We start from the raw sequence: 22,216 nt of genomic DNA, 5'->3' as shown, positions 1-22,216 counted from the left end.
GTATTTTCAACTTTAAACTAATCGATTAGCAAAAGGAAAAACCCTACGCATTAGCGCAGGGTTTTTCCTTTAACTTATATTTAGAGCTACTTAGTCAACTTTATTAAATTCGATCCAGTCGATCTGTAAACCTGGTTTAATGAATTCCAGTTTCATTTCATAAAGACCTGCTTCGAGTTCTACTTTCACAAGCTTTTGTCTAATCCATTGACCTTCTGTCCCGTTGGTTTGAATGGTTGTCATCAATTGATCATTCAAATTAACATTGCATGCACTTTGAGCCAGCTCAGGCTCTGTTGACATGATATGCACGAGGATCCGATATTGTCCAGCTTGGCCAACTTCAAAGAAAGTCGATCCTTCAACGGCTGGCTTAACCTGTGGATTTTGAGATAAGGATTGTACTTGTTCTGCAGTAAGTGAAGGATTAGCCTTAAAGGACTCAACCGTTTCAACAATTTGCTGTTTTCTCGAGAATACTGGAGCATGTATGATGAACTCACAAATATTCATTGCAGAACGTTGCAGCTCTCCTCTAGTCAAAGATCCATTTTCCAAGGATTCAATGGTGTTGTCATTCCATCCATTAATTTCGGCGCCATAGTTAGCTACAACCATGTACAGGTCATTTTGTGCACGGACCATCCAATTTGTAAATTTCCGGTCTGCAGCTCCACCATTAACGACATCATTCATGATGGCCCACCAGTCTGTCATGACAATACCTTTGAAGCCCCATTCTCCGCGGAGAATTGTAGTGTTCAAATCGTAATTTGAAGCGGCCCAATGTCCATTAACAGGGTTATAGGAGGTCATAATTGAATTCGCTCCACCCTGCTTCACTGCAATTTCAAAACCTTTCAAATAAATCTCGCGAAGCGCACGTTCCGACACAACAGCGTCCACTTTACTGCGATGTTTCTCCTGATTATTGCAGGCAAAATGCTTCAGCGTGGCATTAGAGCCACCTTTCATAATCCCACGTGTACATGCAGCGGCAAACACCCCAGAGATCAAAGGATCTTCAGAAAAATACTCAAAGTTGCGGCCATTAAGCGGGCTGCGACGAATATTTAGACCTGGTCCAAGCAAGGTGTCTATGTTGTTTCTTACCAACTCTTGTCCTTCTAACACATACAGCTCTTCGACTAATGCGGCATTCCAAGTAGCTGCAAGAAGCGTTCCGATCGCAACCTGAGTCGCTTTCGCTCCACTATCCATACGAATTCCTGAAGGACCATCTGCCGTACATGCAACAGGGATTCCTAAGTTATATAGACTATCACTTACTCCTCCAAATGCAGAAGCTGTACCCGGTGTAACCAATGGGCTGCTCATACCTTCACCCCGTACAATGGCAGCCAAATCATCGTCACTAAGCTGGGCAATAAAAGCTTCCATACTAACTTTTTGTTCAAATACATCTCTTAATTTATGCCCTTGATTGCCTGTCTGGGAGATCGTTGTTGGTAGATTGCTCTCGATCCGTTCTGCTAACGAAATCTTGCGTGTTGGAACCTCTGCATAAACAAGTTCATATGAACCGTCTGCTTTTTGAACACCTGGTTGCATTCTTGTAAAGCTTTGCGTGGGTGCAAGAGCTTCTTGTAACTGTTCCACAACTTGAAGAGTTTCCACGACATAGCCGCTATTCCCTTCAACCTTGACTTCCTCCACTTTTTTAACACTCGTTCCCACAAATATGCGGTACGTGCCTTCTTCTAGCACATAAGCGGAAGCATGCCCTGACACACCAGCATCATCATAGGAAGCCATTGAATGAACAGGGAAACTCACGGTAAGACGTTGAGCTTCGCCTGGCTGAAGGACTTCTGTTTTTGCGAAGGCTGCCAAAGCTTTAGCAGGCTGTCCCAATTTTCCTTGTGGAGCTTCATAATAGACCTGAACAACCTCTTTTCCAGCAAAGGTAGTTCCTGTATTAGTTACGGTTACGCCGACTTCAACATTAAGTTCGCCAGCTTTGTAAATAAGTTTAGCTTCTTCTGGCTCGAGCTTAAACGTGGTATACGATATTCCATAACCAAATTCATATTGAACCTTTTCTGGGCAAAATGTCTCGAAATAACGATAACCAACATAGATATCTTCCTGATAAAGGTTTGTAAATTCATTACCGTAGTTGTGTGTTGACGGGTAATCGTTGATGGAATATGCGATCGTGTCTGTTAATTTTCCGCTAGGAGTTACTTCTCCAGCCAGCACGTCCGCAATTGCATTACCACCTTCCATTCCCCCCTGCCAAGAGTAGATGACAGACGAAATCGGATTTTTATAGCTTTCATCGTTCAGCCAGCTCATATCAATAATATTAGAGACGTTCAGTACAACAATCGTTTGCTCAAAATATGTAGTTACCTGCTTCAGCATCGCTTTTTCATCAGCTGTTAGTTGGTAGCTTCCTGAACCATCGACATTATCCTGATCTTCTCCTGCTGTACGTCCGATTACAATGATTGCTTTGTTCGATTTACTTCTAGCCTCAGCTACCAATTCGTCGGATAAAAGCATTTCCTTCTGGTTCCATGGCTCTGCAGCCCAAACGCCGCCACCATTATCAAATGGATTTTGCTCAATCCACTTCTCATATACTGCTGCCAAATCTTCGTTGACCGTAAGGTTCTTTTTACTGCGAAGACCGCCCAGCAGGTTGGTCGTATAAGTAACATGAACACTACCGCCCGAACCAGTACCACTGCGATAATAATTCACTTGAGTTCTGCCAAAAACAGCAATATTATCACTTTCAGCAAGCGGAAGCACCTGATAATCATTCTTCAACAGTACCGCACCTTCTGCTGCTACCGTCCGGCTAAATTCTGCAAAACCTTCTAATGGAATTCCCACACTCTGTGTACTCAACTTGTTTCCTCCTGTTGTTCAATTCTATAGGTTGTTTCTTTAGGCATCAATTACATATCATAAAGTTTAACTATACCATTATAGTACATTGGATAACTGTAATATATATAATAATTATCTTTATTAATATAATAATATTGGTCTGTTAGAGTTGGAAATTTTCAATCGATGTTAAAAATATCAGCTAAGTTCAATGATCTTCGTGGCAACATTATGGCAAAATTCGCGATCATGCTCCACAAAAACGAGTGTTGGGGTATATTCAAGCAATAGCTCTTCAATTTGCATACGTGAAATAACATCAATAAAATTAAGCGGTTCATCCCAAATATACAAATGAGCTTTTTCACTAAGACTTTTGGCGATCAGGACTTTTTTCTTTTGGCCGCCACTGTAAGTGGATATATCCTTATCAAATTGAATTCTAGAGAAATCAAGCTTTCGCAGAATAGATTTAAAAAGACTTTCATCTATCCCATTCTCTCTAGCATAATCTGTTAAATCGCCCCGTAGATCTGAAGTGTCTTGTGATACGTAGGAAATGATAAGCTGGCTATCCTTTGTGAAGGTGCCGGTATAATCTATCTCCTCACCGCAGATCAATTTGATGATACTTGATTTGCCGGAACCATTTTTACCCGAGAGTGCAATTCTCTCCCCCTGCTCAATGGTAAAGCTTACTTCTGAACATACCCTTTTCTCTCCGTAAAAAACCGAAACATTGTCCAGCTCCGCAAGATGACGTTTATGAAAAGCAAGCTGCGTAATCTCTAAGTTCTCAGAATTTTCGATGTTTTTAAGAAGCTTAGACTTTTCGTTGATGGCAGATTGCTGTCTCTGCTCGATGGCTTTAGAGCGTTTCATCATTTTAGCGGCCTTGTGTCCAACATAACCTTTATCTAACTTAGATCCAGAATTTCTAGTTCCATTTTTAGTTTTTTCCACCTCATGTGACCAGTTACCTGTTCGTTTAGATGAGGCTGACAAGCGTTTGATATCTCTTCTAAGTTTTTCGTCTTCCGCTATCTCAAAGTTATCTTGTCTGACTTTATTCTCCCACCAGCTAGAAAAATTGCCCTTTTGAATCTCTATATTGGTTTTGTTGATTGATAAAATGTGGTCCACACAATTATCAAGAAAGGATCTGTCGTGAGAAACCAGAATATATCCACTTTTCGTATTGAGGTAATCACTGACAAGCTTTCTTGCTGTCATATCTAGATGATTTGTAGGTTCATCAATCAACAGGAAACTATTCTCCTTAATAAACAATGTAGCTAACAGCACTTTCGTCTGCTCTCCGTTAGACAATGAATCAAAGGGACGATATAACACATCCTCAGAAACCTTTAGCAAAGAAAGCTCACGCATTAACTTCCAATGAATATAATCCGGAAAAATCTCGCTGATCACATCTATGGTGTTAAGCTCCTTGTTATTCACCTGAAAAGGGAAATATTCAAAGCTGACATGAGCAGAAATATTTCCGCTGTATTCATGCTTTCCAAGCAATAAGCTAAGAAATGTAGTCTTTCCTCGACCATTTCTTCCTGTGAAACCTAATTTCCAATCGGTATCGATTTGAAAGTTTACGTTCTCAAATATGTTATCGTAGCTGCCTTCATAGGCAAAGGTTAGATTTGTGACATTTATTAATGACATAAAATAATCCTCCTGTATTTTAAAAAAATAAAAGCCACAAGAAAGTTACTTTCTTGTGACTCAAATAAATACAGCAAATCCAGCCCCAAATGGAGTTAGATATGGATATATTTTCGAGTGAAAAGAAGTAGTAACTTTCTTGCATACAAAGAATAAAACAAACGAAATAAACCATTGTTGTTGTTTTATTCATCATGGGACGCAAGAATAATTACTACACTATAATTTTCAACTCCGATCATTAATTTGTAATTATGTTATCATGCATATTTATTATTTTCAACTTCCTACCCATAATTCGTTAAAAAAGTTCAAATTCTTCTTCTATAAGATCCATATTTACACTCATAGCTGTCCGACTCCCGTCAGCCGCGGCAAACACTAACTGAGAAGGCATAAAATAAGAAACATCTCCAGCCGAATATAATCCTGGAATCGAGGTTCTCCCCGCACCATCCGTGCTAAACCCACCAGAATCATTCCGCTTTACAGTCAAATGGTCTACGATTGATGCCGTTTGGATCAAATTCGGAGAAATAAACCCTCCCGTTCTTAAGATCTCAGTACCATCTGCAAAGCGAACCGCCTGAAGTTGCCCGTCATGCCCTATAAAAGAGGAAATTGTTTGTTCATTGACTACAACTCCCTTAGCCTCAAGACTTTTTTTCTGTTCATCAGAAAGGAATGTCTTGCCGTTCGTGCAGATAACCAAATCTTTACTCCAATTGAGCAGCATTTTAGCCATATGAAAAACATGTGGATTTTCGGAAACAACGACAAGGGGTTGATCTCGTAATTCCCAGCCGTCACAATACGGGCAATTAAACAGACTTTTTCCGTATAATGGTCGTAAGCCCTCTATCTCAGGAAGGACCTCTTTTAACCCAGTCGCCAAAATCAATCTGCGAGCTTCAATGTGACGACCAAACGAATCATGTACCGCAAATCCAGAATCAATTTTGTTAATCGAAATAATCTCAGTCTGGATATGCTCAACAGACGGATAACGTAGTACCTCCTCATACGCAATGCGACGAAACTCGGCTGGTGTAACCCCGTCTCTTGTAATAAAACCATGTGATGCATGGGTAACAGCATTCCTTGGCTGATTATTATCAATTAAAGCTATTTTTCTTCTTGCCCTACCAAGAACAAGGGCTGCGTTCAAGCCTGCGGGTCCACCACCAACAATAATGCAATCGTAAATCATATGAATCATCTCCTATATGCAGATATTAAAGACTCTTTTTGTCTATTATTAAACCAAAAAAATACTCGTTCCATCATAGACTTAATGAATCTATAATATCTCCAAATTAATTAAAGTGTCAACCCAAACTTTCCGATCCTCCGTGAGTTTTATTTAGTGTAATACTAGAAAAAAGTAAATAAGCCCATTACCGTATGTTTGGAGGTAACTTAATACTCCAATATATCAGGTAAGAGCTATATGTTGAACTTACTTGGCAGTGCAGGGCTTCCTCACTTATCAACCTTCACCGTTTGCTAATTCTAAATCATCAGCCGAGGGTCCGTAAAGACCAGGTACCGGCACGTCAAGCAGCCGCAGATAAATTCCAAGCTGCGCCCGGTGGTGAACCATATGATTCAATCCGATGGTACGAAGCGCAGCTGCCCGTGTCTGACGACGGATGATCTGCTCCCCGTTCCGCAAGGTCCACTCCGCGCCGAGCATCTCCACATTGCTTGCAGTAATTAATTCCTCAATCTCACAAGCTTTCAGGTCGAACTCTTGTAGAACCGCGTCGGGACTCTCCAGTGCTTCTCGTCGATATGCCACAGATGCCAAATCAAACTCCGAGTAAAGTAGAATTGCAGATTGCCAGCTCAGAAGGTTAACGAGGTGTGTGGCCAGCCCACCCAGGCTCATTGACTTAGAGTGTGGTTTCCATGTCATATTCTCTTGAGGCAGCTTCTCCAGTATCCGACGTGTACCAGCCAGCTCTTGCAAAACATCCCCAATGATCAGCTCTTTAACCATTCATCTCTCTCCTCTCTTCTGTAAAGCAATTTCTTTTGATCATTCGTGTGATACTTTTGATTTCTTTTCCCAAACACTTTCTAACTCTCCGCTAGATCGGACCGAGGTGCACTTATTTCGTAGATTTATAGCATTTCACCAGGTTATCGGACCCAGATGCAGTTATTTCCCTAAATACACTCCAATTCTGTGCCATTACAAGCCAATAAGAGCTATGCAGTCCGATAAGCTTGAAAAATGCAGCGAAAATCTAAAATAGCTGCAATGGAGTCCGATACGATGGACATTTGGCGAAAGTCCAATACAGAATACATCAGAAGGAAGATCTAATTGGATTATGAATAACGACTTCGACATCGCTTAAGAAACATCCTGCTGAGCATTCGTTTTTCAAGTCTTCTCTCTGCAACTTTTTAGATACTTTCTGCCAATTGCATAGTGGTAACACATGTATTATCACTCTTAAAAGTGGAAAGCTCAGATTTTGCTGCTTTTCCATCCTGCTCAATGGTTACGTTATATTTTTTGTCCCGGGGTAACCAAAGATCAATAAATCCGTTAGATAGCGATTTCATTTCTTGATCCACAATCACATTGCCTTCGCTGTCTTCGATATATACTTTAAACTCATCATCCGTTAATTCCCCTTGGCAGCCAGTCAAGCTATGTGTTGCGCAAGGATGCGTATTCTCCACATATGGAGCTATAGAAACAAAAAACTCATCTTTAGGCAAGTCGTAAGTTTTCTCTTTATTGTTACTATCGGTTACAATAAGTTGCTCAGAAGTGATAGACGCGGACAGGTTTTCCAGACTGCTTGAACTATATTCTTGCACTAATTGCTTAATGTCGGTTGTATCTTGTGCTGAAGGCGTATCCTTATCGATACCTCCCAATAACAAATACGCACCTAATGCAACAACCGCCGCTCCCGATACCACCAAGATATTTCTTTTCATTTGTAATCATCTCCTTCGCTTATTCGCCAGATTATGTACTCACTCAAAGTATCTTCCATTTCTTTTAGTATAACTAGTTAAACTAAACTAACACAATTATGAACAAGGCAAAATAGTGAAAAGTTATGTATTTGATTCATCCTCTATCAACACAAAAAAAGGCCTCCTCACTGGTTTTTCAACCTCGAGGAAGCCTTTTATCTTTTATATTATTATGCTTGTAAATTACCGACCATAACACGAATGACATCCGCAAGAGGAGTAGCTGAACGTTTCAGCAGTTTCTCTAAATCGCTACTTTCAATATTAAGCCAACCTTCACGAATCCCACGTTGTATAGCTACAACTATTGGAAGCGCAGCTTCTGGGACACCCACCTCCGACATGGTCTTGGCATAAGCCTCGTCGTCAACCTGGATTACTTTGATTTCTTTACCGATTACACTGCCTATGATCTCAGTCAATTCCTCTTGTGTTAAAGGGTTGCCAGACAATTCATACACTGTGTTCTCATGTCCGTCACCTGTCAGAACATTTGCTGCAGCTTCTGCATAATCTCCGCGTGTAGCCCAGCCAACTTTACCATTCCCTGCTGAAGTCACCCATGGGGCACCTGCTAGAGCACCTTGAATGGAGCCGATCTCATTCTCCAAATACCAGTTATTACGGAGGAAGCTGTAAGGAATGCCAGTTGCGCGAATAGCTTCTTCGGTGATGCGGTGAACTTCAGCAAGAAATAGCTCACTCTTGTCTGCTTGTCCTACACTTGTGTAGGCAATGAAGCCGACGCCTGCTTTTTCCGCAGCAGCAACAGCTGCTTTATGTTGACGAATCCGGGTTTCATTATCACCATCTGCAGATACAATTAATAATCGATCCACACCGGCAAATGCTGATTCCAGCGTCTCAGGTTGATCAAAATCACCATGACGGACTTCCACTCCACGTGCCTGAAGATCACTTGCTTTTTCTGGGTTCCGCACACTAACTACAAGATCACCTGCAGGTACAGTTTTAAGTAAAGCTTCTATCACCAATGATCCGAATTGACCTGTTGCTCCTGTTATTGCTATTTTCATTTTTACTTCCTCCTCAAATTAGGATGATAAATTTATTTTAACCACTACCTGTAACTATTGTAGTTACAATCAGTTTGGATGTCAACTTATTTATGATCCCAACTCTGGCTGGATAATAAACAGGAGAATTAAAAAATTATATTCAGAACAAAAAAACCACCGTCATTTCCGTTAGGAAAAACGCTGGTTCTATGATTAGCTCCAACTCAACTTAATAATGGTCCCTTGTCCAGGGCTACTCTCAACAGCAATTCTGCCCTCCATACATTCGATTAATCCCTTGGAGATCGCCATGCCAAGGCCGGATCCGTTGGAGCTAGATACCGTGTCCGTTCCTCGATAATAACGTTCAAATAGACGGTTAAGTGTGACTTCATCCATTCCATCGCCATCATCGGAAAATTGAATAGTAAATCCACTGTCCAAATCATTCATAGTAAGCGAAACCGTTAAAATCGTATCCGAGGGGTTATGAAGTAAAGCATTCGCAGTCAAATTGTTGACCACCCGCTCTAGCCATGGAGTATACAATCGGGCTCTCACTTCGTTTGGTGCCGGCACAAATATAATTCGTTGCTTCCCATATTCGGGATTTGCAGCAGCTTGATCAAGGGCTTGATGTAGCCAAGAGTTCAATTCCACCTCCATCAGCTCTGGTGGCTTGATCCCTGTTTTTAGCCGATAGGTCATGGCAAGATCACTGATCAGCATGTCCATATGGGCTGATTTATCCAGCATCGTCCTTGTAAACTTGCGAACTTCCTCTTTCGACCAATCATACGAAGGCTCCGCCAGTAAATGGGCATAACCAGTTATAGAAGATAAAGGAGTTTTTAAATCATGTGTAACACCTGCGATCCATTCTTCCCTCAAATTCTCTGTTTGTTGCCGCAACGCCTGATCTCTCTGCAAATTAGCAGATAATTTCTCTATGGATACCATAACATCAGAAAAAACCCGGTATCTCCGCCTCCATTTACCTACGTGGGTTCGACTACGACGATTTCCTTTACGGTCCATAGGCTCTGTATATATGGCATTTCCAATGGAATCGAGCCATACAAGCATATGCAGCATTGGCGCTCCAAACCTATGAGCTTGCCATAAAGAAAGCAATATAAATGCAAGCAATAAAGCCGCGAGCATTGCTAATGAGCCTTTAATAACAATTTTAACCTCTTCAGGTACCCATACCTTTTGTCCTGTATCTGCACCCTTTACGTTCGGTTGTCCAACGATCCATGTTTGGCCCGTTTGTTTATCAAAAGAAGATCGGACATGATAGCCGTAACGTTCACTGTAGAGAGTGCGTAGTGCTAGCTCTGGCACTGAGTACTTGGTGGGAATCATCTTTGGCCTATTATAGGAGAGCAGCTCCGTACCCGATGAATCGATGAGTTGAACAAAAGCCTGTGATGATTTAATTTCTCTTTCAATCGAATCAGGCAGAACCAGATCTCCATCTACTGCATCAAATGTACCTTCGCTCATTTTTTTTAACAGAGGATCTAGTATATTTGGCGCGCCATAAAGAAGCGTGAATTGTCTCCCATTTTTCTCTTGAATCCATACAGCCAGAGTATACCGAAAAGGCTGAGTCCCTGTCCAATAGGCGACTACTTCACCCGGTCCATATTGAATTGGGACATCTTTTGGAGTGTTGTAGGCACTTTCAACTTTTCCATTTTCATCGATGTTTTGCAGCCAGCCCTTATTCTTCTTCACTTGCTCCAGCAAGCTCGGGGAAAATTGAATGCCCTTCTCATCAATTTTGGAGGATTCAACCAGTTGCTCTAAGCCAACATTCGCAAAATCACGCGTAATACTGATATCGAGAAAACGCAACAGCATCCAAGTAAACGTTACTGCTGCAATAGCGAGAACAACCATTCCCGTAATTGCTAGCTGTAGAACGAACCTTAACGTTAACCGACGTTTGATATTCATGGCATAGACAACTCCTGGCGGTCTACCTTCACCAGCTTATAACCAAGACCCCTAACGTTAACAATAAATTTTGGATCGGACGGGTCTGCTTCGATACGTTCTCTAATTCGATGAATATGAACCATGACCGTATTATCATCGCTCAGTGCTTCATCGCCCCATACTTTCTCATATAACTCACTTTTGCTGAAAATCTGATTGGGATGTTTGCATAAGAAGACCAGCAGTTGAAATACAAGTGCCGGACAAGCAACAGACTGACCCTCTACCAGGAGTTCTCCCGCTGTCTCATCTAGCTTAAACCTTCCGTAATCATATACATTTGCAGATTTATGGGGGACTATTTCTACACTCTTGCCAGTAGCCTGTTGGTTAGCAGAAGCAAAATATCTCCGCAGTTGTGCTCTTATACGAGCCACAACTTCAAGCGGGTTAAAGGGCTTGGTAATATAATCATCTCCGCCTATAGCAAATCCCGTTAATTTATCGAAATCAGACGTTCGAGCAGTCAGAAAAAGAATAGGGGCATCCGTCGTCTGACGGATAAAAGGGCAGATTTCGATACCACTTCGTCCGGGCAGCATTACATCCAGCACAATTAAATCATATTTTTTGGATTCACAGGCACTTACTGCTTCTTCACCTGTTTGCACTGTATCTATATTGGCGTAGCCTTCCTTACGCAGCACTGTCTCCATAATGTCTAAAAGCGATACCTCATCATCAACCAATAAAATTGAAGCCTCATTCATATAAATTTTCCCTTTCACAATAGACGTTTTTATCATCATAGCATGATTTTTTTGGCTAGCAATCTTACTAATCTTAACGGAAGCTTAATTCGTATTCATTATATAGCTAGTAAATTATGTAAGTGTTAATATAGAATTTCAGAAGCGCTAAGGATAGACTGCTACAATCGTAATACTGGGAGGCGATATATATGAACAAAAAACCTAAAAAAATCATTCATAAAGTTATTTTGAATACAAGAACTGCCTTGGCTGTAGGGTCATTGTCTTTATTAATGGCTGCCTGTGGAGGAGAGAATGCAGATGTGCCGACTACTGAAAAGGCGGAGCAGACAACAAGCCCGGCCACAGCTGCCATTCTGAGCGGATTTGCTCCAGATGAACTATCAAAGATTCTACTGGACGGGAAGTACAAGGAGTTGTATGCCCGCTTTAATCAGCCTTTAAAAGATGAAATAAGTGAAGCAGAATTAACAGAGACAGGAAAAGAATTCACTAAGGGTATCCATACATTGGAAAAGGCATCGACCATGCAGCTTAATGGATTTGATCGACGCACATGGGTTAGTGATGCTGGCAATAAGGGGCTTGTCGGGATGTTTGATCCGGATGGGACGATTACATTAATTCAAGTTCAAGAGCTTACCCCTTCTCCTGAAACCGACAATGTACTAAGCAAACATGAATACGCACTGCCGTTTGAGGGAGATTGGTATGTATTTTGGGGTGGTGAAAATGTGCTTGTGAATTATCATTATGAGTTAGAAATCCAGCGGTACGCTTACGATTTTATCCAAACCAAAGATAACTATTCCTATACAGGAGATCCACTAAAAAATGAAAGCTATTATGCCTTTGGCAAAAACATTCTCGCTCCAGCGGACGGCACCGTTGTATCGGTTGTGAATGACATTAAAGACAATGAGCCAGTTGGGGTCATGAATCCGAATCAAGCTACCGGAAATATCGTTGTCATTGATCATGGCGGGGAATATAGTCATTTGGCGCATCTCAAACAAGGGTCAGTTACTGTAAAACCGGGGGATAAAGTCGAAAAAGGTGAAGTTATTGGCTTAACAGGTAATTCTGGTAATACGAGCGAGGCCCATCTACACTTCCAAATCTCAGATGGAGCTGATCTATTCACTTCCCGGGCAATCAGAGTTAAATGGGAGAAAAATTTAAAACCAATTCAAGGTGAGACTATTTCCGCCGCTAATTAGCGCTAAATTCCGGATCGCTAAGGTTGTCTCTCATAAATAATAAATCAGATGAGACAACCTTGATCTTCCCTAAAAAACATCCTACTTTCTTGTAATACCAATACATATAATCCGGGTAATTCACAAATAATAATAGACATATAGGATATATAGTGACTAAATATGGCTCTCTTTTCAGAGGAAAGGAAGTGTCAACCCCGATGTCTTTACTCCTAGGCTCTCATGTGTCTATGACCGGAACAAAAATGCTCCTTCGAGCTAGTGAAGAGGCAGCCTCTTATGGAGCGACCACCTTCCTTTTTTATACCGGAGCCCCACAAAATACACGCCGCAAACCCATTGAAGCTTTGAATATTGAAGCGGGACATGCTCATATGAGAGATAACGGTATTTCTAATATTATTGTTCACGCTCCATTTATTGTTAACTTAGGAAATACACTTTCGGCACAGGTCTTTAAGCATAGTATAGGATTTCTTCAATCAGAAATCATAAGAACAGAAGCTTTGGGTTCAACCCAAATCGTCCTACATCCTGGCTCCCATGTTGGTGCTGGCTCTCAAGCTGGAATCTCTCGGATCGTGGAAGGCTTAAACGAAGTGCTAACAGATAAACGAAATGTTCAGGTTTCATTAGAAACTATGGCTGGAAAAGGTAGTGAATGTGGAGTCTCTTTTGAAGAACTTGCAGCTATTATTGATGGAGTGACCCATAATGAGCGCCTATCAATTTGTTTGGATACTTGCCATATCCATGATGCCGGTTATAACTTAAAAGAAGATTTTGATGGCATATTGGATAAATTTGATCGATTGATCGGAATAGAGCGACTAAAGGTAATTCACGTCAATGATTCAAAGAATATCATGGGCTCACATAAAGACAGGCACGAAAATATAGGACACGGATATATCGGCCTTCAGGCGCTTCGATATGTGGTCCACCATCCTCAACTATCAACCATTCCCAAACTCCTAGAGACTCCCTCCATCGGTGAAAAGAAATATGTAAACGCACCCTATAAGCATGAGATTTCCTTGTTAAGGGGAGAAACAGATGAGCTGGTAAAAAAATAAAAACCGCCAATTACGCGGTTTTTCATCTGTGCAGCCATGATCGACTATCCTTTTGTGGAATCAATTGTAGTAGGTGCGGTTCCATTTACCTGGAGTTTTTTTAACGAGTTTTTCTTTGCTGTTAATTCTTTGGAAAGATCAGCTTGCAGGCGATTCATGTTTTTAATTTCATCGTTAAGCTTTTTGATTCGCGTCATTTTACTGCTCAAATCTGTGTGAGACTTGCTAAATTTCATATCCTGTTCTAATTGATTAATTTTGAATTTGGATTTTTCCTTTTTGTTCTTCACGTTTTTGAGCTTGCTCTCTACCTCTATGATTTCTTGTTCTAACCTTTGGATCATTGGTTTGGTGAAATTAATCGCCATTCTTACACCCCATATCATTTAGTGTTGCCGAGAATCAATTCTACTATAAAAGAAGAAAAAAGCACACTCATTAGAGTATGCTTTTTAAAAATAATCAGAGAAATAAGGATGTTCTGGCCTGATTAGCCCTTCCAGGAATTGAACTGTAGCTTCATCTGCCTGGATCCGACCGATCCTAGCCAAATAGGTAGGTCGCTTATAGCCCATTAACATCGTGGTTAAAGTAGGAATCTCAATCAACAAGGAAGGGTTAGTCCCTCCTGCGTGCAAAACACCTGTTCCATCTTTATCCACATTAAGCGTAAATGTACCCCGGTTCCATTCCAGCATCGGATCACTCAAGGTGAAGATAAGGCAACCATCTTTATCCTGTTTTTTAAACGGATACTGTTCGATAAATAATTGCACATCCACTATCCGGGCCATAAAATAAGGAGCAATGGTTTCCTTGATGTCACCATCATCTAAAACGAAGGAAAGCGGCTCCCCTTTATAAATATCCCCTTTGACAAGAGTAATCATCGAAAAATGTGCACTTATAAAGTTCCATAATCCCACGCGAGCTCCTTCGTTAATATATACCATTTCTTTGATGTAAAAGATCTCCTCAGCAACCCAATACAACAAATACCCTGTGGGCAAATCATCATTGTTATAGTAGATGCCCACTGTCATTTCATCCAGATCCCAGCGTAAATATTCTTCCCAAGCCAACTTATTTCGAAGCATAGCTCCATGATGCTGCATGGAGAACTGATCATATATCTCCTTGATATCTGGATGTTCAATAGTTACCCGCTCCACGTTCCCAGGAACTTTTTTAGTTTTCGGCAGCTGGGTATCCGGAACTTCAAATGAGATTTTATCGGTAATGATCTCCCAGCCTTTCCGCCTATAATACGGAATAGAATACGGAAATAGATAAGAAATTGATTGCTTGCGGCCCCGCATTTTAGTTAATGCATGCAACATCAGCTTATTCATTAAACCTAAATTAGCATATTCGGGATAGGTTCCAACACCCGTCAGGCCACCCATCTCATAAATTCGCCCAAAAATATTTACTTGAAATGGGTATACTGCTAACTGTGAAATCAATTTATCACCATCAAACCAACCGACTACATCAGCATACTTTAGAACTGGCAGCTTCGCTTGGGTGATTTCACGATTTTCCCAACCAAAGATTTGTAAATCACGATTCGTCACTTGAAATACATAACGCAATAAATTATTAAATTGCTCTGCATGTTTAGTCTCGACATTTGCTAACCTGATTCTGTCCTGTAACTTATTGCGACTCACTAGCAATACCCCCGCTGAATTCCCCAGATATAAATCAGAAATCACTCTTATTATTCTTTATATCCGTTCAATAAATACATTCTTTCAGAGAAGGTTAGCCTAGCGAATTCTTTTGCAGCTGCGGGATCAAAGCATACGCAAACGTGATGAATGGGCTTAACCACAGAAGGGTGGCATAAGGTATATATTCAATTACCGGCACACCTAGTGTAGCAGCGAAAAAAGCACCGCTAACTCCCCAAGGAATTAAAGGATTAACAAGGGTTCCACAATCCTCTAACGTACGGGATAGTGTCTTTGCTGGAATGCCTCGGCGATTATATTCATCTTTGAACATTTGACCAGGCAACAAAATAGAAAGATACTGTTCACCAGTCATCCCATTAACCGCAATGGATGATGCGCCGCTCATAAGCACGATACTGCTTTTACGTTTGAGGGGTTGAATGATTTTGCGAAAAAAAGCCTCTATGACACCACAATGTTGTATTAGTCCGCCTAATGATAAAGCAATCAAGATAAGTGAAACGGAACTCATCATTGATTGCATTCCACCTCGGTTAACGATAGAAGCAACGGTTTCATTGGCAATAGTACTTTCGTATCCATTCTGCATCACACTGAACCAGACACCGATTTCTGCCTGCTGCTGAATAATAGCGGTCACTAGAAGACCAGTAACAATACCAACTATCAGTGTAGGAAGGATTGGGATTCGTTTGATTGAGCAAATAATAACGGCAAGTGGTGAGATCAAAGTCAACCAGTGGATATGAAATCCATCTTGTAGAGCAAACTTAATCCCCTGAATCGACGATAAATCAATCGCATCGGCTTTTGGTGCGAACAAGAAAAAGACAGTAGTTATTATAAGCGCCGGAATCGTTGTGTACATCATATTACGAATATGTGTGAACAAGGATATACCTACCACTGCAGGTGCAAAATTCGTCGTATCGGATAAGGGTGACATTTTATCACCAAAACAAGCTCCGCAAATGATCGCTCCAGCAGCAAGTGTGGGAGAAATCCCTGTCGTCAAAGCAATACCCATCAAAGCTACGCCGATCGTGCTAACGGTGGTGAATGAGCTTCCAGTAAACATAGAGACGACAATTGTGACATATAACGCGCTTACTGCAAAGTAGTTCGGATTAATATAATCCATACCATAAAATAAAAGTGTAGGCACCGTACCACTCATCATCCATACAGCGATCAATATTCCGATTAGCATGAGGATAAGAATGGGCATTATAGCTGTTTGGATGCCTTTAATGATAGCTGCCTCAATATCTTTCCATGACACGCCAAATAAACCCAATAAGACTGCTGTGCCAACTGTGGTTGCGAGAAGGGGGATATGAGGTTCTGCTTTTAATAGGAAAATAGATACAAAAAGAAGTGCAAAAATAAAAGCGATGATAATCATACTTTTTGAAAAACTAAGCTGACGGTCCATAACGATAGTGCTCCTTAACATTGTGATTGGGATAAAATTCGGAGATTGCGGCGCTTCCTTACTTTTAAGCTTTTAGGCTTTTAGGCAATGAAGCACAGAGGTAATATTAACGATAAGATAGAGAAGAGTCAATGTTAAGAACATACAATGAAGGTTTTTCCATTAAAAAAACAGAGGGCAAAATGCCGCTCTGCTTTATATTCATCCTATTCACTTTACAATTGCAGCTTTAAAATATCCTGCGGAGTTTCAAATTTATATTTCGCGGGAATATGCTCATGCTGCTTGCATCCCCATAAAGCTAATCCAAAATCGACACCAGCATCTCGTGCACATTCATAATCATAAATCGTGTCCCCTATGTAAATAGATGATTCAGGGTTTGCTTTTGATACTCTAATAAATTCTAGCAAGGGATCTGGATGTGGCTTATGCTTTGCTGTATCTTCTGCGATAACGGTATATGATAAATATTTAGTTAAGCCAAATGGAACGAAATCATCATTTAGCTCAGCTCTTGTCTTGGAAGTCACAATTCCTTGAACGATCTCTTTTGACTGTAATGAACTCATTACATCTACAATTCCGTCAAAGATGTTAATAGTATCATAGAAATCTTTCATGAAAACATTCCATCTCTCATTGCCCTCATGAATATCTTCGATCCCAAGTTGTGGTAATGAAGCTGAACCGGGAATACCTAACACAAAATAGAGCTCTGACAATTCATACTCTCTGTTATGATCCACCTTTAACATCTTTTGCAGAGAACTCAGAACAGCGATTTCTGTATCAATTAAGGTTCCATCCACATCAAAGATTACAGTGTTATATTTACGCATAACTACCTCCTATAGGATTACAACAAATACAAGATTATTAATCGTTAAGCTTAATCTATTACTTAGAAAATAACTCTACGGCTTGTGTATCCATAATCGGATTGATATATTTCTCTAGCGTAATCGTTAGGGGTTGAGGATAATCTTTCGCTCCCTTTCCAAAAGTATAACGCATTTCATCCACGGCTGTACCCTCCTTTGAAGTCATGTAGCCACCGAAGTTTCCTGCCGAAGTTGTTTTGATTGCTCTTTTATGCACATTTCCTTCCGCATCAGTAAAAGTCTCAGCAAGTCTAGTATAGTATTTTAAATATTCGGCATCAGTAATTGTATGCCGTAACAAGATCTCTCCTTCATCTGCATAATTCTCTTGCGTTGGAGAAACAAGCTCAAGGCCGCTTCCCGGTGCTTCAATGATTTGCTGCTTATTGAGATCGACAACAATTTTCATTTTATTCTTTTCCACTGCCGAGATACCAAAGGTTTTTAATGAAACGGTGTCTGGCTGACGGTTTAGGCTGCTCTGGCTGTTCCTGAACACCAGCGTAAACTTGGTGTTGTCCGAATAGACTTCAGAATTGTCAGAGTTGACGATGTCGGGGTAAAATAATTTTTCGGTAGCTCCCCCATTTGTATTAATCAGAACTGGATTAATCAATTGAAAAATTTGTTTATCATTGTTCAGATCATACTCCAAATCTACATAGGTACTAAGCGGTGTATATTGCACTAGATTCACTTTAATCTTTTGCCCGTCAACTGTCAGCGTTTTATCCGTTTTTAGAATTCTTTCCTGTGCTTTGAGCATATCAGGATTAAGTTCGAAAGCAACATCCAGATTAGTCCGGTACTTATTACTACTGGATTGTAGCGCCTTATCTGAAGTTTCAGTGAGAATGACATTATAGTTTACTTCCTTTGGATATTTAACCGTTGGTGAAAGACTAGTAGTGTATATAAAATCCTTAGACTGGCCTGGTTGAATTCGGTTATCGCTGGCAAGCATACTTAGTGCAGCACCTTTATGTAGATTCGACTCCTGTATGCCTTCATATTGAAGCGCAAAATTCGCATGTATAACTTCTTTGTCTGTATTGTTCTGAACACTGTATAGAATATACACCTTCCTTCCATCTGTTACTGCACCAGTTACATCTACTCGGTACCCCTTGTTTTCCGCGCTCTGACCCACCGGCATCACGAGATTCTGTTCCAGAGCACTAGCAAGCGCTGGTTCTAACCTTGAAAATGAACGATACGCTGCAAAATCATCTGTATTTTTAGGGCTGGCGGTTTGAACTGAAGGTTGAGCCACTTCCTTGGCCGGTAACCCGATTGAAGAGTATGTAAATAATAGGGCTGCGGCTGCAGCTGCGATCACTCCCAAACCTGCGGTATAAACGCGGCGTTTCTCACGTTTTTTTCCTTCCATAATTCCCTTTCGCATCGCGTTATAAATTTTCATTTCCTGTAAAGTTTCAGTATTCTGATTCATTTCATCAACATTTTTCTGCAAAATACGATCTTCTTTATCTGTCACTCTGTTCACCTCCCATATCACTTCAACACATTACGAAGCTGTTTAAGTCCCTCGCGTAACCAGGTTTTGATTGTACCTTCAGGTTTTTTTAGCACTTTTGCGATTTCGATTGTAGTCATGTCATTGTAATATTTAAGAAGTACCACATGCCGATATTTGGGCTTTAACCTGTTCAGAGCACGTTCCAGATCAATCCGGTCGTTACTTTTCATTTCCTGAGTTGCAACCTCTGCCAGCTTCTCCGTAGGAATCACTCGTTTTTTTCGTCGTAGTTCATCCATACAGCAATTGATCGTAATTCGAATCAACCAAGGTGTAAATGACTGTTCATCTTTAAGCTTCTTACGTTTCATCCAGGCTCGACATGAAGCCTCTTGTACAACTTCTAACGCGTCCGCTTCTGTCCGTAGATAACTATAAGCGACGGTGTACATTTTCCGATGCTCCACATACAGGCGTTTAAAGAAAACTTCCTCATCCATTCGGGCAAAATCAACCATTCTGACCTCGTCCATCGTCCTATCCACCACTCACCACACCCCCTCTTTTTTTGTCAGTGTCGGTATTAGGATAAAGTCATCGTTCTGATGTTCTTATAAGTAAGACGGAGTTGAACGTAAAAACGATTGATTTTTTTCATAAAAAAGTGCTGGCAAAGATGCCAACACTCCATTTTCATATTTATCGATCACGATTAACCATATAATTCAATAGATGTTTTAAAAAATTGATATTGCGGGGGATCTCTTTTAGCGCCTCCATGGCAAGACAATAGTGCTCCCACATCTCTTTTCTAGCGCCTTCTGAACCCAGAATGGAGACAAACGTTGCATTGTTATTCTCAACATCCTGCCCTGTGGGCTTACCCAGTAATTGTAAATCCCCTTCCAAGTCGAGTAAATCATCTTTAATCTGAAAAGCAATCCCCGCATGATAAGCGAATTTCTTCAAAGCTTCAATTTCTGTCTCCTTAACCTGTGCGAGAATCGCTGGCATAACTAGTGAAGCTTCGAACGCAATGCCCGTCTTATAGAAGCAAATCATATTTAATTGCTCTAGCGTCAATGCTTTCCCTTTAGAATTCAAATCCATCGCTTGCCCCATGCAGGTATCTTCCGCCTTTTGAGCTGAATATTGCATTAAAGCAATTACGGATATAGAATCGAATGTATGAAGGGATGCCTGTTCCTCAATCGACTTCTGAATTAGAAAGAGTCCTGTCAATTCCGCCGTTGCGCTATTATACACCTCATGTAGAGTTGAACGGCCTCTTCGAGTGGGGGCATTATCCTGAGAGGGCAGATCATCGAAAATTAAGGATGCAGTATGCATATATTCCAAAGACCTCAAAAGCGGCACAATTGCCGCACTGTCTAATCCGTATTCGTTCACCCCCATAACCCAAGTGAGGATAGGTCGTATTCGCTTGCCATCACCCTCTAAACTATAATTGGCTGCATCAATTAACATTTCTTTCATAGCTGGTGTCCCAACAGGTTTATTAATCGGCAATTGATTGTTGATTTCACCACGAACCTTTTGAATCGTATTGTGAAAATCCACCTTTTCCTGCTTGTTGTTTTTTAAATTCATAAGCATTTGATCTCTTAGTAGTTTGTCAAAAAAATCCACATCATCAGCTTTCAACACCATTTGCTGCACGAGACGATTAAATTCGGGTTGACCCGAAGCAAAGATCTCCATAATCTCTTTATACTTTTCAGTACCCACACGTACTTTACAACGCTTCAAACCGTTAATTGCTCGATCTAGAATCACTTCACGGGTTTTGGCATCGGAGTGATATACGGAATGGATTAGATGAGAGATGACGGTCCAGTATAATTCAAAAGGGTTTATCAAATCTGAACGTTGATCACGGTATTTCAGAAAATAGGTATACGGCGTTACCGCTCCCTCTTTCATATCGTCAAACATATCTGCAAAATCATCAGCCAGTTGATTGTAAAGACCATAATAAAAAGTGCGTTGATCAAATCCATCATCTGTAGGTGCACTAATAACGGATCGGACAATTAAACGGGAAGAAGAGGATTTTAAGATAATGGGGATATAAAGCTCTTCATTGGTGTATTTAGCATTGGAAAGTTCCTTAACACGGTCCAGCTCCTGAGATTGAAAAAACACAAAGGATTGCTCGAAGAATATGTTCTGCATTTCTGGACGTTGATAGCTTTTAATATATTCGAAAGCTTCACTAAGCTCCGAATGTACGTATCGAATGAATTCCATGTTCTCTCCGGACCATTCTCCAAGCTCAGGCACAGATCTAGTAAGGATAGCGTCGCGTATCATGAGGGAAAATTGCTCTTTTTCTTGAACCGTTAAGACACTGGAATCGAGAAGATCATCAATAAAAGGGTAAGTCAGCCCATAAGAATAACCAAGTCTAATGGCTTCACTAAACTTCTTAGAACGTTCCAAAGGTGGGGTACTCTCCCCCATTTCCTCCATTACATGCAGAATGACCCCGATAATGATCTTAATTAACTTACGCTGCGCTTGTTCGGCATTCATTTCCTGCGGAATATGGGTTGATACGTTCTTTAGCTTGTCGATCACCCAGATGGTGGCGGTCTCGACGCCTTCTTTCTGCGCCCAGCGATATACTCCTGCCAAACTCATAAATTCCGATTGATCTCTTATCGTTGTTGAATCGTCTGGGATCAATTGAGATCTAATGTCAGCAACCATTCGCTGAATCCTGTTTTGTGTATCAGTAGATTCCAAGGCTTTGCCCAGATCCCTCATATATAAATAGGACACGCTGCGATCTAAATAATCATCCAATTTACCGTTAAGATTCAGCCAGCCTATATACCTATGATAATCCTGCGAATCAGGTTTCCTTTTCCCTCTAGAGAAAAATGACAACCATGAGCGGCGATGAATATGATGTTTTTTCCATAATTGAATATCTTCAGTGAGAGTAGATACATAAGTTTTTTCTTTGAACTGCATGTGCAGTGAAACAAAATACTGAGCCGCCCTCTGCTCAGCTAGCGAATAGGCTGAATCGGCATGATCGGTTACATTCACATTCATAGGTGGATTACCTCAACTTCTCTTTTGGTTAATTGTCGGTCATGTTCATATCT

The 22,216-nt window shown here is 40.8% G+C and carries 17 protein-coding genes; 2 read left to right on the top strand and 15 right to left on the bottom strand.

The window, feature by feature from the left end:
- Positions 1-90 precede the first annotated feature (90 nt).
- The 8 genes from MHB37_RS15635 to MHB37_RS15600 form a co-directional block, all read right to left on the bottom strand.
- Positions 91-2,880: a glycoside hydrolase family 3 C-terminal domain-containing protein gene (locus tag MHB37_RS15635; protein WP_405169558.1), complete on the bottom strand. Its 2,790-nt coding sequence runs from the start codon at positions 2,878-2,880 to the stop codon at positions 91-93.
- Between the two features lie 180 nt (positions 2,881-3,060).
- The gene (locus MHB37_RS15630) at positions 3,061-4,542 is read right to left on the bottom strand and encodes an Lsa family ABC-F type ribosomal protection protein (protein WP_405169557.1); all 1,482 of its coding nucleotides are present in this window, start codon (positions 4,540-4,542) and stop codon (positions 3,061-3,063) included.
- Positions 4,543-4,843: 301 nt separating this feature from the next.
- The gene (locus tag MHB37_RS15625; RefSeq protein WP_405169556.1) at positions 4,844-5,752 is read right to left on the bottom strand and encodes an NAD(P)/FAD-dependent oxidoreductase; all 909 of its coding nucleotides are present in this window, start codon (positions 5,750-5,752) and stop codon (positions 4,844-4,846) included.
- A 279-nt stretch (positions 5,753-6,031) separates the two neighbouring features.
- Complete coding sequence (locus MHB37_RS15620) at positions 6,032-6,544, bottom strand: DinB family protein (RefSeq protein WP_405169555.1); 513 nt, start codon at positions 6,542-6,544, stop codon at positions 6,032-6,034.
- A gap of 413 nt (positions 6,545-6,957) precedes the next feature.
- Positions 6,958-7,503 (bottom strand): CueP family metal-binding protein, encoded by a 546-nt coding sequence (locus MHB37_RS15615; RefSeq protein ID WP_076125722.1) that lies wholly within the window; start codon positions 7,501-7,503, stop codon positions 6,958-6,960.
- A 212-nt stretch (positions 7,504-7,715) separates the two neighbouring features.
- On the bottom strand, positions 7,716-8,582 hold the full coding sequence (locus MHB37_RS15610) for an SDR family oxidoreductase (protein WP_076184560.1): 867 nt from the start codon (positions 8,580-8,582) through the stop codon (positions 7,716-7,718).
- A 195-nt stretch (positions 8,583-8,777) separates the two neighbouring features.
- Positions 8,778-10,529, bottom strand: coding sequence for a HAMP domain-containing sensor histidine kinase (locus tag MHB37_RS15605; RefSeq protein ID WP_340395608.1), 1,752 nt, complete (start codon positions 10,527-10,529; stop codon positions 8,778-8,780).
- Complete coding sequence (locus MHB37_RS15600; protein ID WP_076125728.1) at positions 10,526-11,281, bottom strand: response regulator transcription factor; 756 nt, start codon at positions 11,279-11,281, stop codon at positions 10,526-10,528. Before MHB37_RS15600 ends, MHB37_RS15605 begins: the two co-directional genes overlap by 4 nt.
- A 191-nt stretch (positions 11,282-11,472) precedes the next feature.
- On the opposite strand from MHB37_RS15600, the gene MHB37_RS15595 reads away from it, so the two are divergent.
- Together MHB37_RS15595 and MHB37_RS15590 are read left to right on the top strand one after the other, a co-directional pair.
- Positions 11,473-12,504 carry a M23 family metallopeptidase gene (locus tag MHB37_RS15595; protein ID WP_076184558.1) on the top strand — a complete coding sequence of 344 codons (1,032 nt, stop codon included), beginning with the start codon at positions 11,473-11,475 and terminating at the stop codon, positions 12,502-12,504.
- Between the two features lie 200 nt (positions 12,505-12,704).
- Complete coding sequence (locus MHB37_RS15590) at positions 12,705-13,580, top strand: deoxyribonuclease IV (RefSeq protein ID WP_405169554.1); 876 nt, start codon at positions 12,705-12,707, stop codon at positions 13,578-13,580.
- 44 nt (positions 13,581-13,624) lie between these two features.
- Here MHB37_RS15590 and MHB37_RS15585 read toward each other — a convergent pair whose 3' ends face one another.
- From MHB37_RS15585 to MHB37_RS15555, 7 genes are all read right to left on the bottom strand, one after another.
- The gene (locus tag MHB37_RS15585) at positions 13,625-13,948 is read right to left on the bottom strand and encodes a hypothetical protein (RefSeq protein WP_036677934.1); all 324 of its coding nucleotides are present in this window, start codon (positions 13,946-13,948) and stop codon (positions 13,625-13,627) included.
- 84 nt (positions 13,949-14,032) lie between these two features.
- Positions 14,033-15,253: an enhanced intracellular survival protein Eis gene (gene eis / locus MHB37_RS15580; protein WP_405169553.1), complete on the bottom strand. Its 1,221-nt coding sequence runs from the start codon at positions 15,251-15,253 to the stop codon at positions 14,033-14,035.
- A gap of 94 nt (positions 15,254-15,347) precedes the next feature.
- Positions 15,348-16,715 (bottom strand): Na+/H+ antiporter NhaC, encoded by a 1,368-nt coding sequence (nhaC, locus tag MHB37_RS15575; protein ID WP_076184555.1) that lies wholly within the window; start codon positions 16,713-16,715, stop codon positions 15,348-15,350.
- Positions 16,716-16,930: 215 nt separating this feature from the next.
- Positions 16,931-17,557 (bottom strand): HAD family hydrolase, encoded by a 627-nt coding sequence (locus MHB37_RS15570; RefSeq protein ID WP_076184554.1) that lies wholly within the window; start codon positions 17,555-17,557, stop codon positions 16,931-16,933.
- A 58-nt stretch (positions 17,558-17,615) separates the two neighbouring features.
- Complete coding sequence (locus MHB37_RS15565) at positions 17,616-19,097, bottom strand: DUF4179 domain-containing protein (RefSeq protein ID WP_076184553.1); 1,482 nt, start codon at positions 19,095-19,097, stop codon at positions 17,616-17,618.
- A 17-nt stretch (positions 19,098-19,114) separates the two neighbouring features.
- Positions 19,115-19,612: an RNA polymerase sigma factor gene (locus MHB37_RS15560; RefSeq protein WP_076125874.1), complete on the bottom strand. Its 498-nt coding sequence runs from the start codon at positions 19,610-19,612 to the stop codon at positions 19,115-19,117.
- 166 nt (positions 19,613-19,778) lie between these two features.
- Positions 19,779-22,163, bottom strand: coding sequence for a polyprenyl synthetase family protein (locus MHB37_RS15555; protein ID WP_405169552.1), 2,385 nt, complete (start codon positions 22,161-22,163; stop codon positions 19,779-19,781).
- Positions 22,164-22,216 lie beyond the last annotated feature (53 nt).

It is taken from the genome of Paenibacillus sp. FSL H3-0286 (assembly GCF_045040705.1).
GTDB lineage: Bacteria > Bacillota > Bacilli > Paenibacillales > Paenibacillaceae > Paenibacillus_AQ > Paenibacillus_AQ odorifer.
The sequence above is the reverse complement of the archived record's forward strand: the minus strand, read 5'-3'. Positions and strand labels throughout refer to the sequence as shown.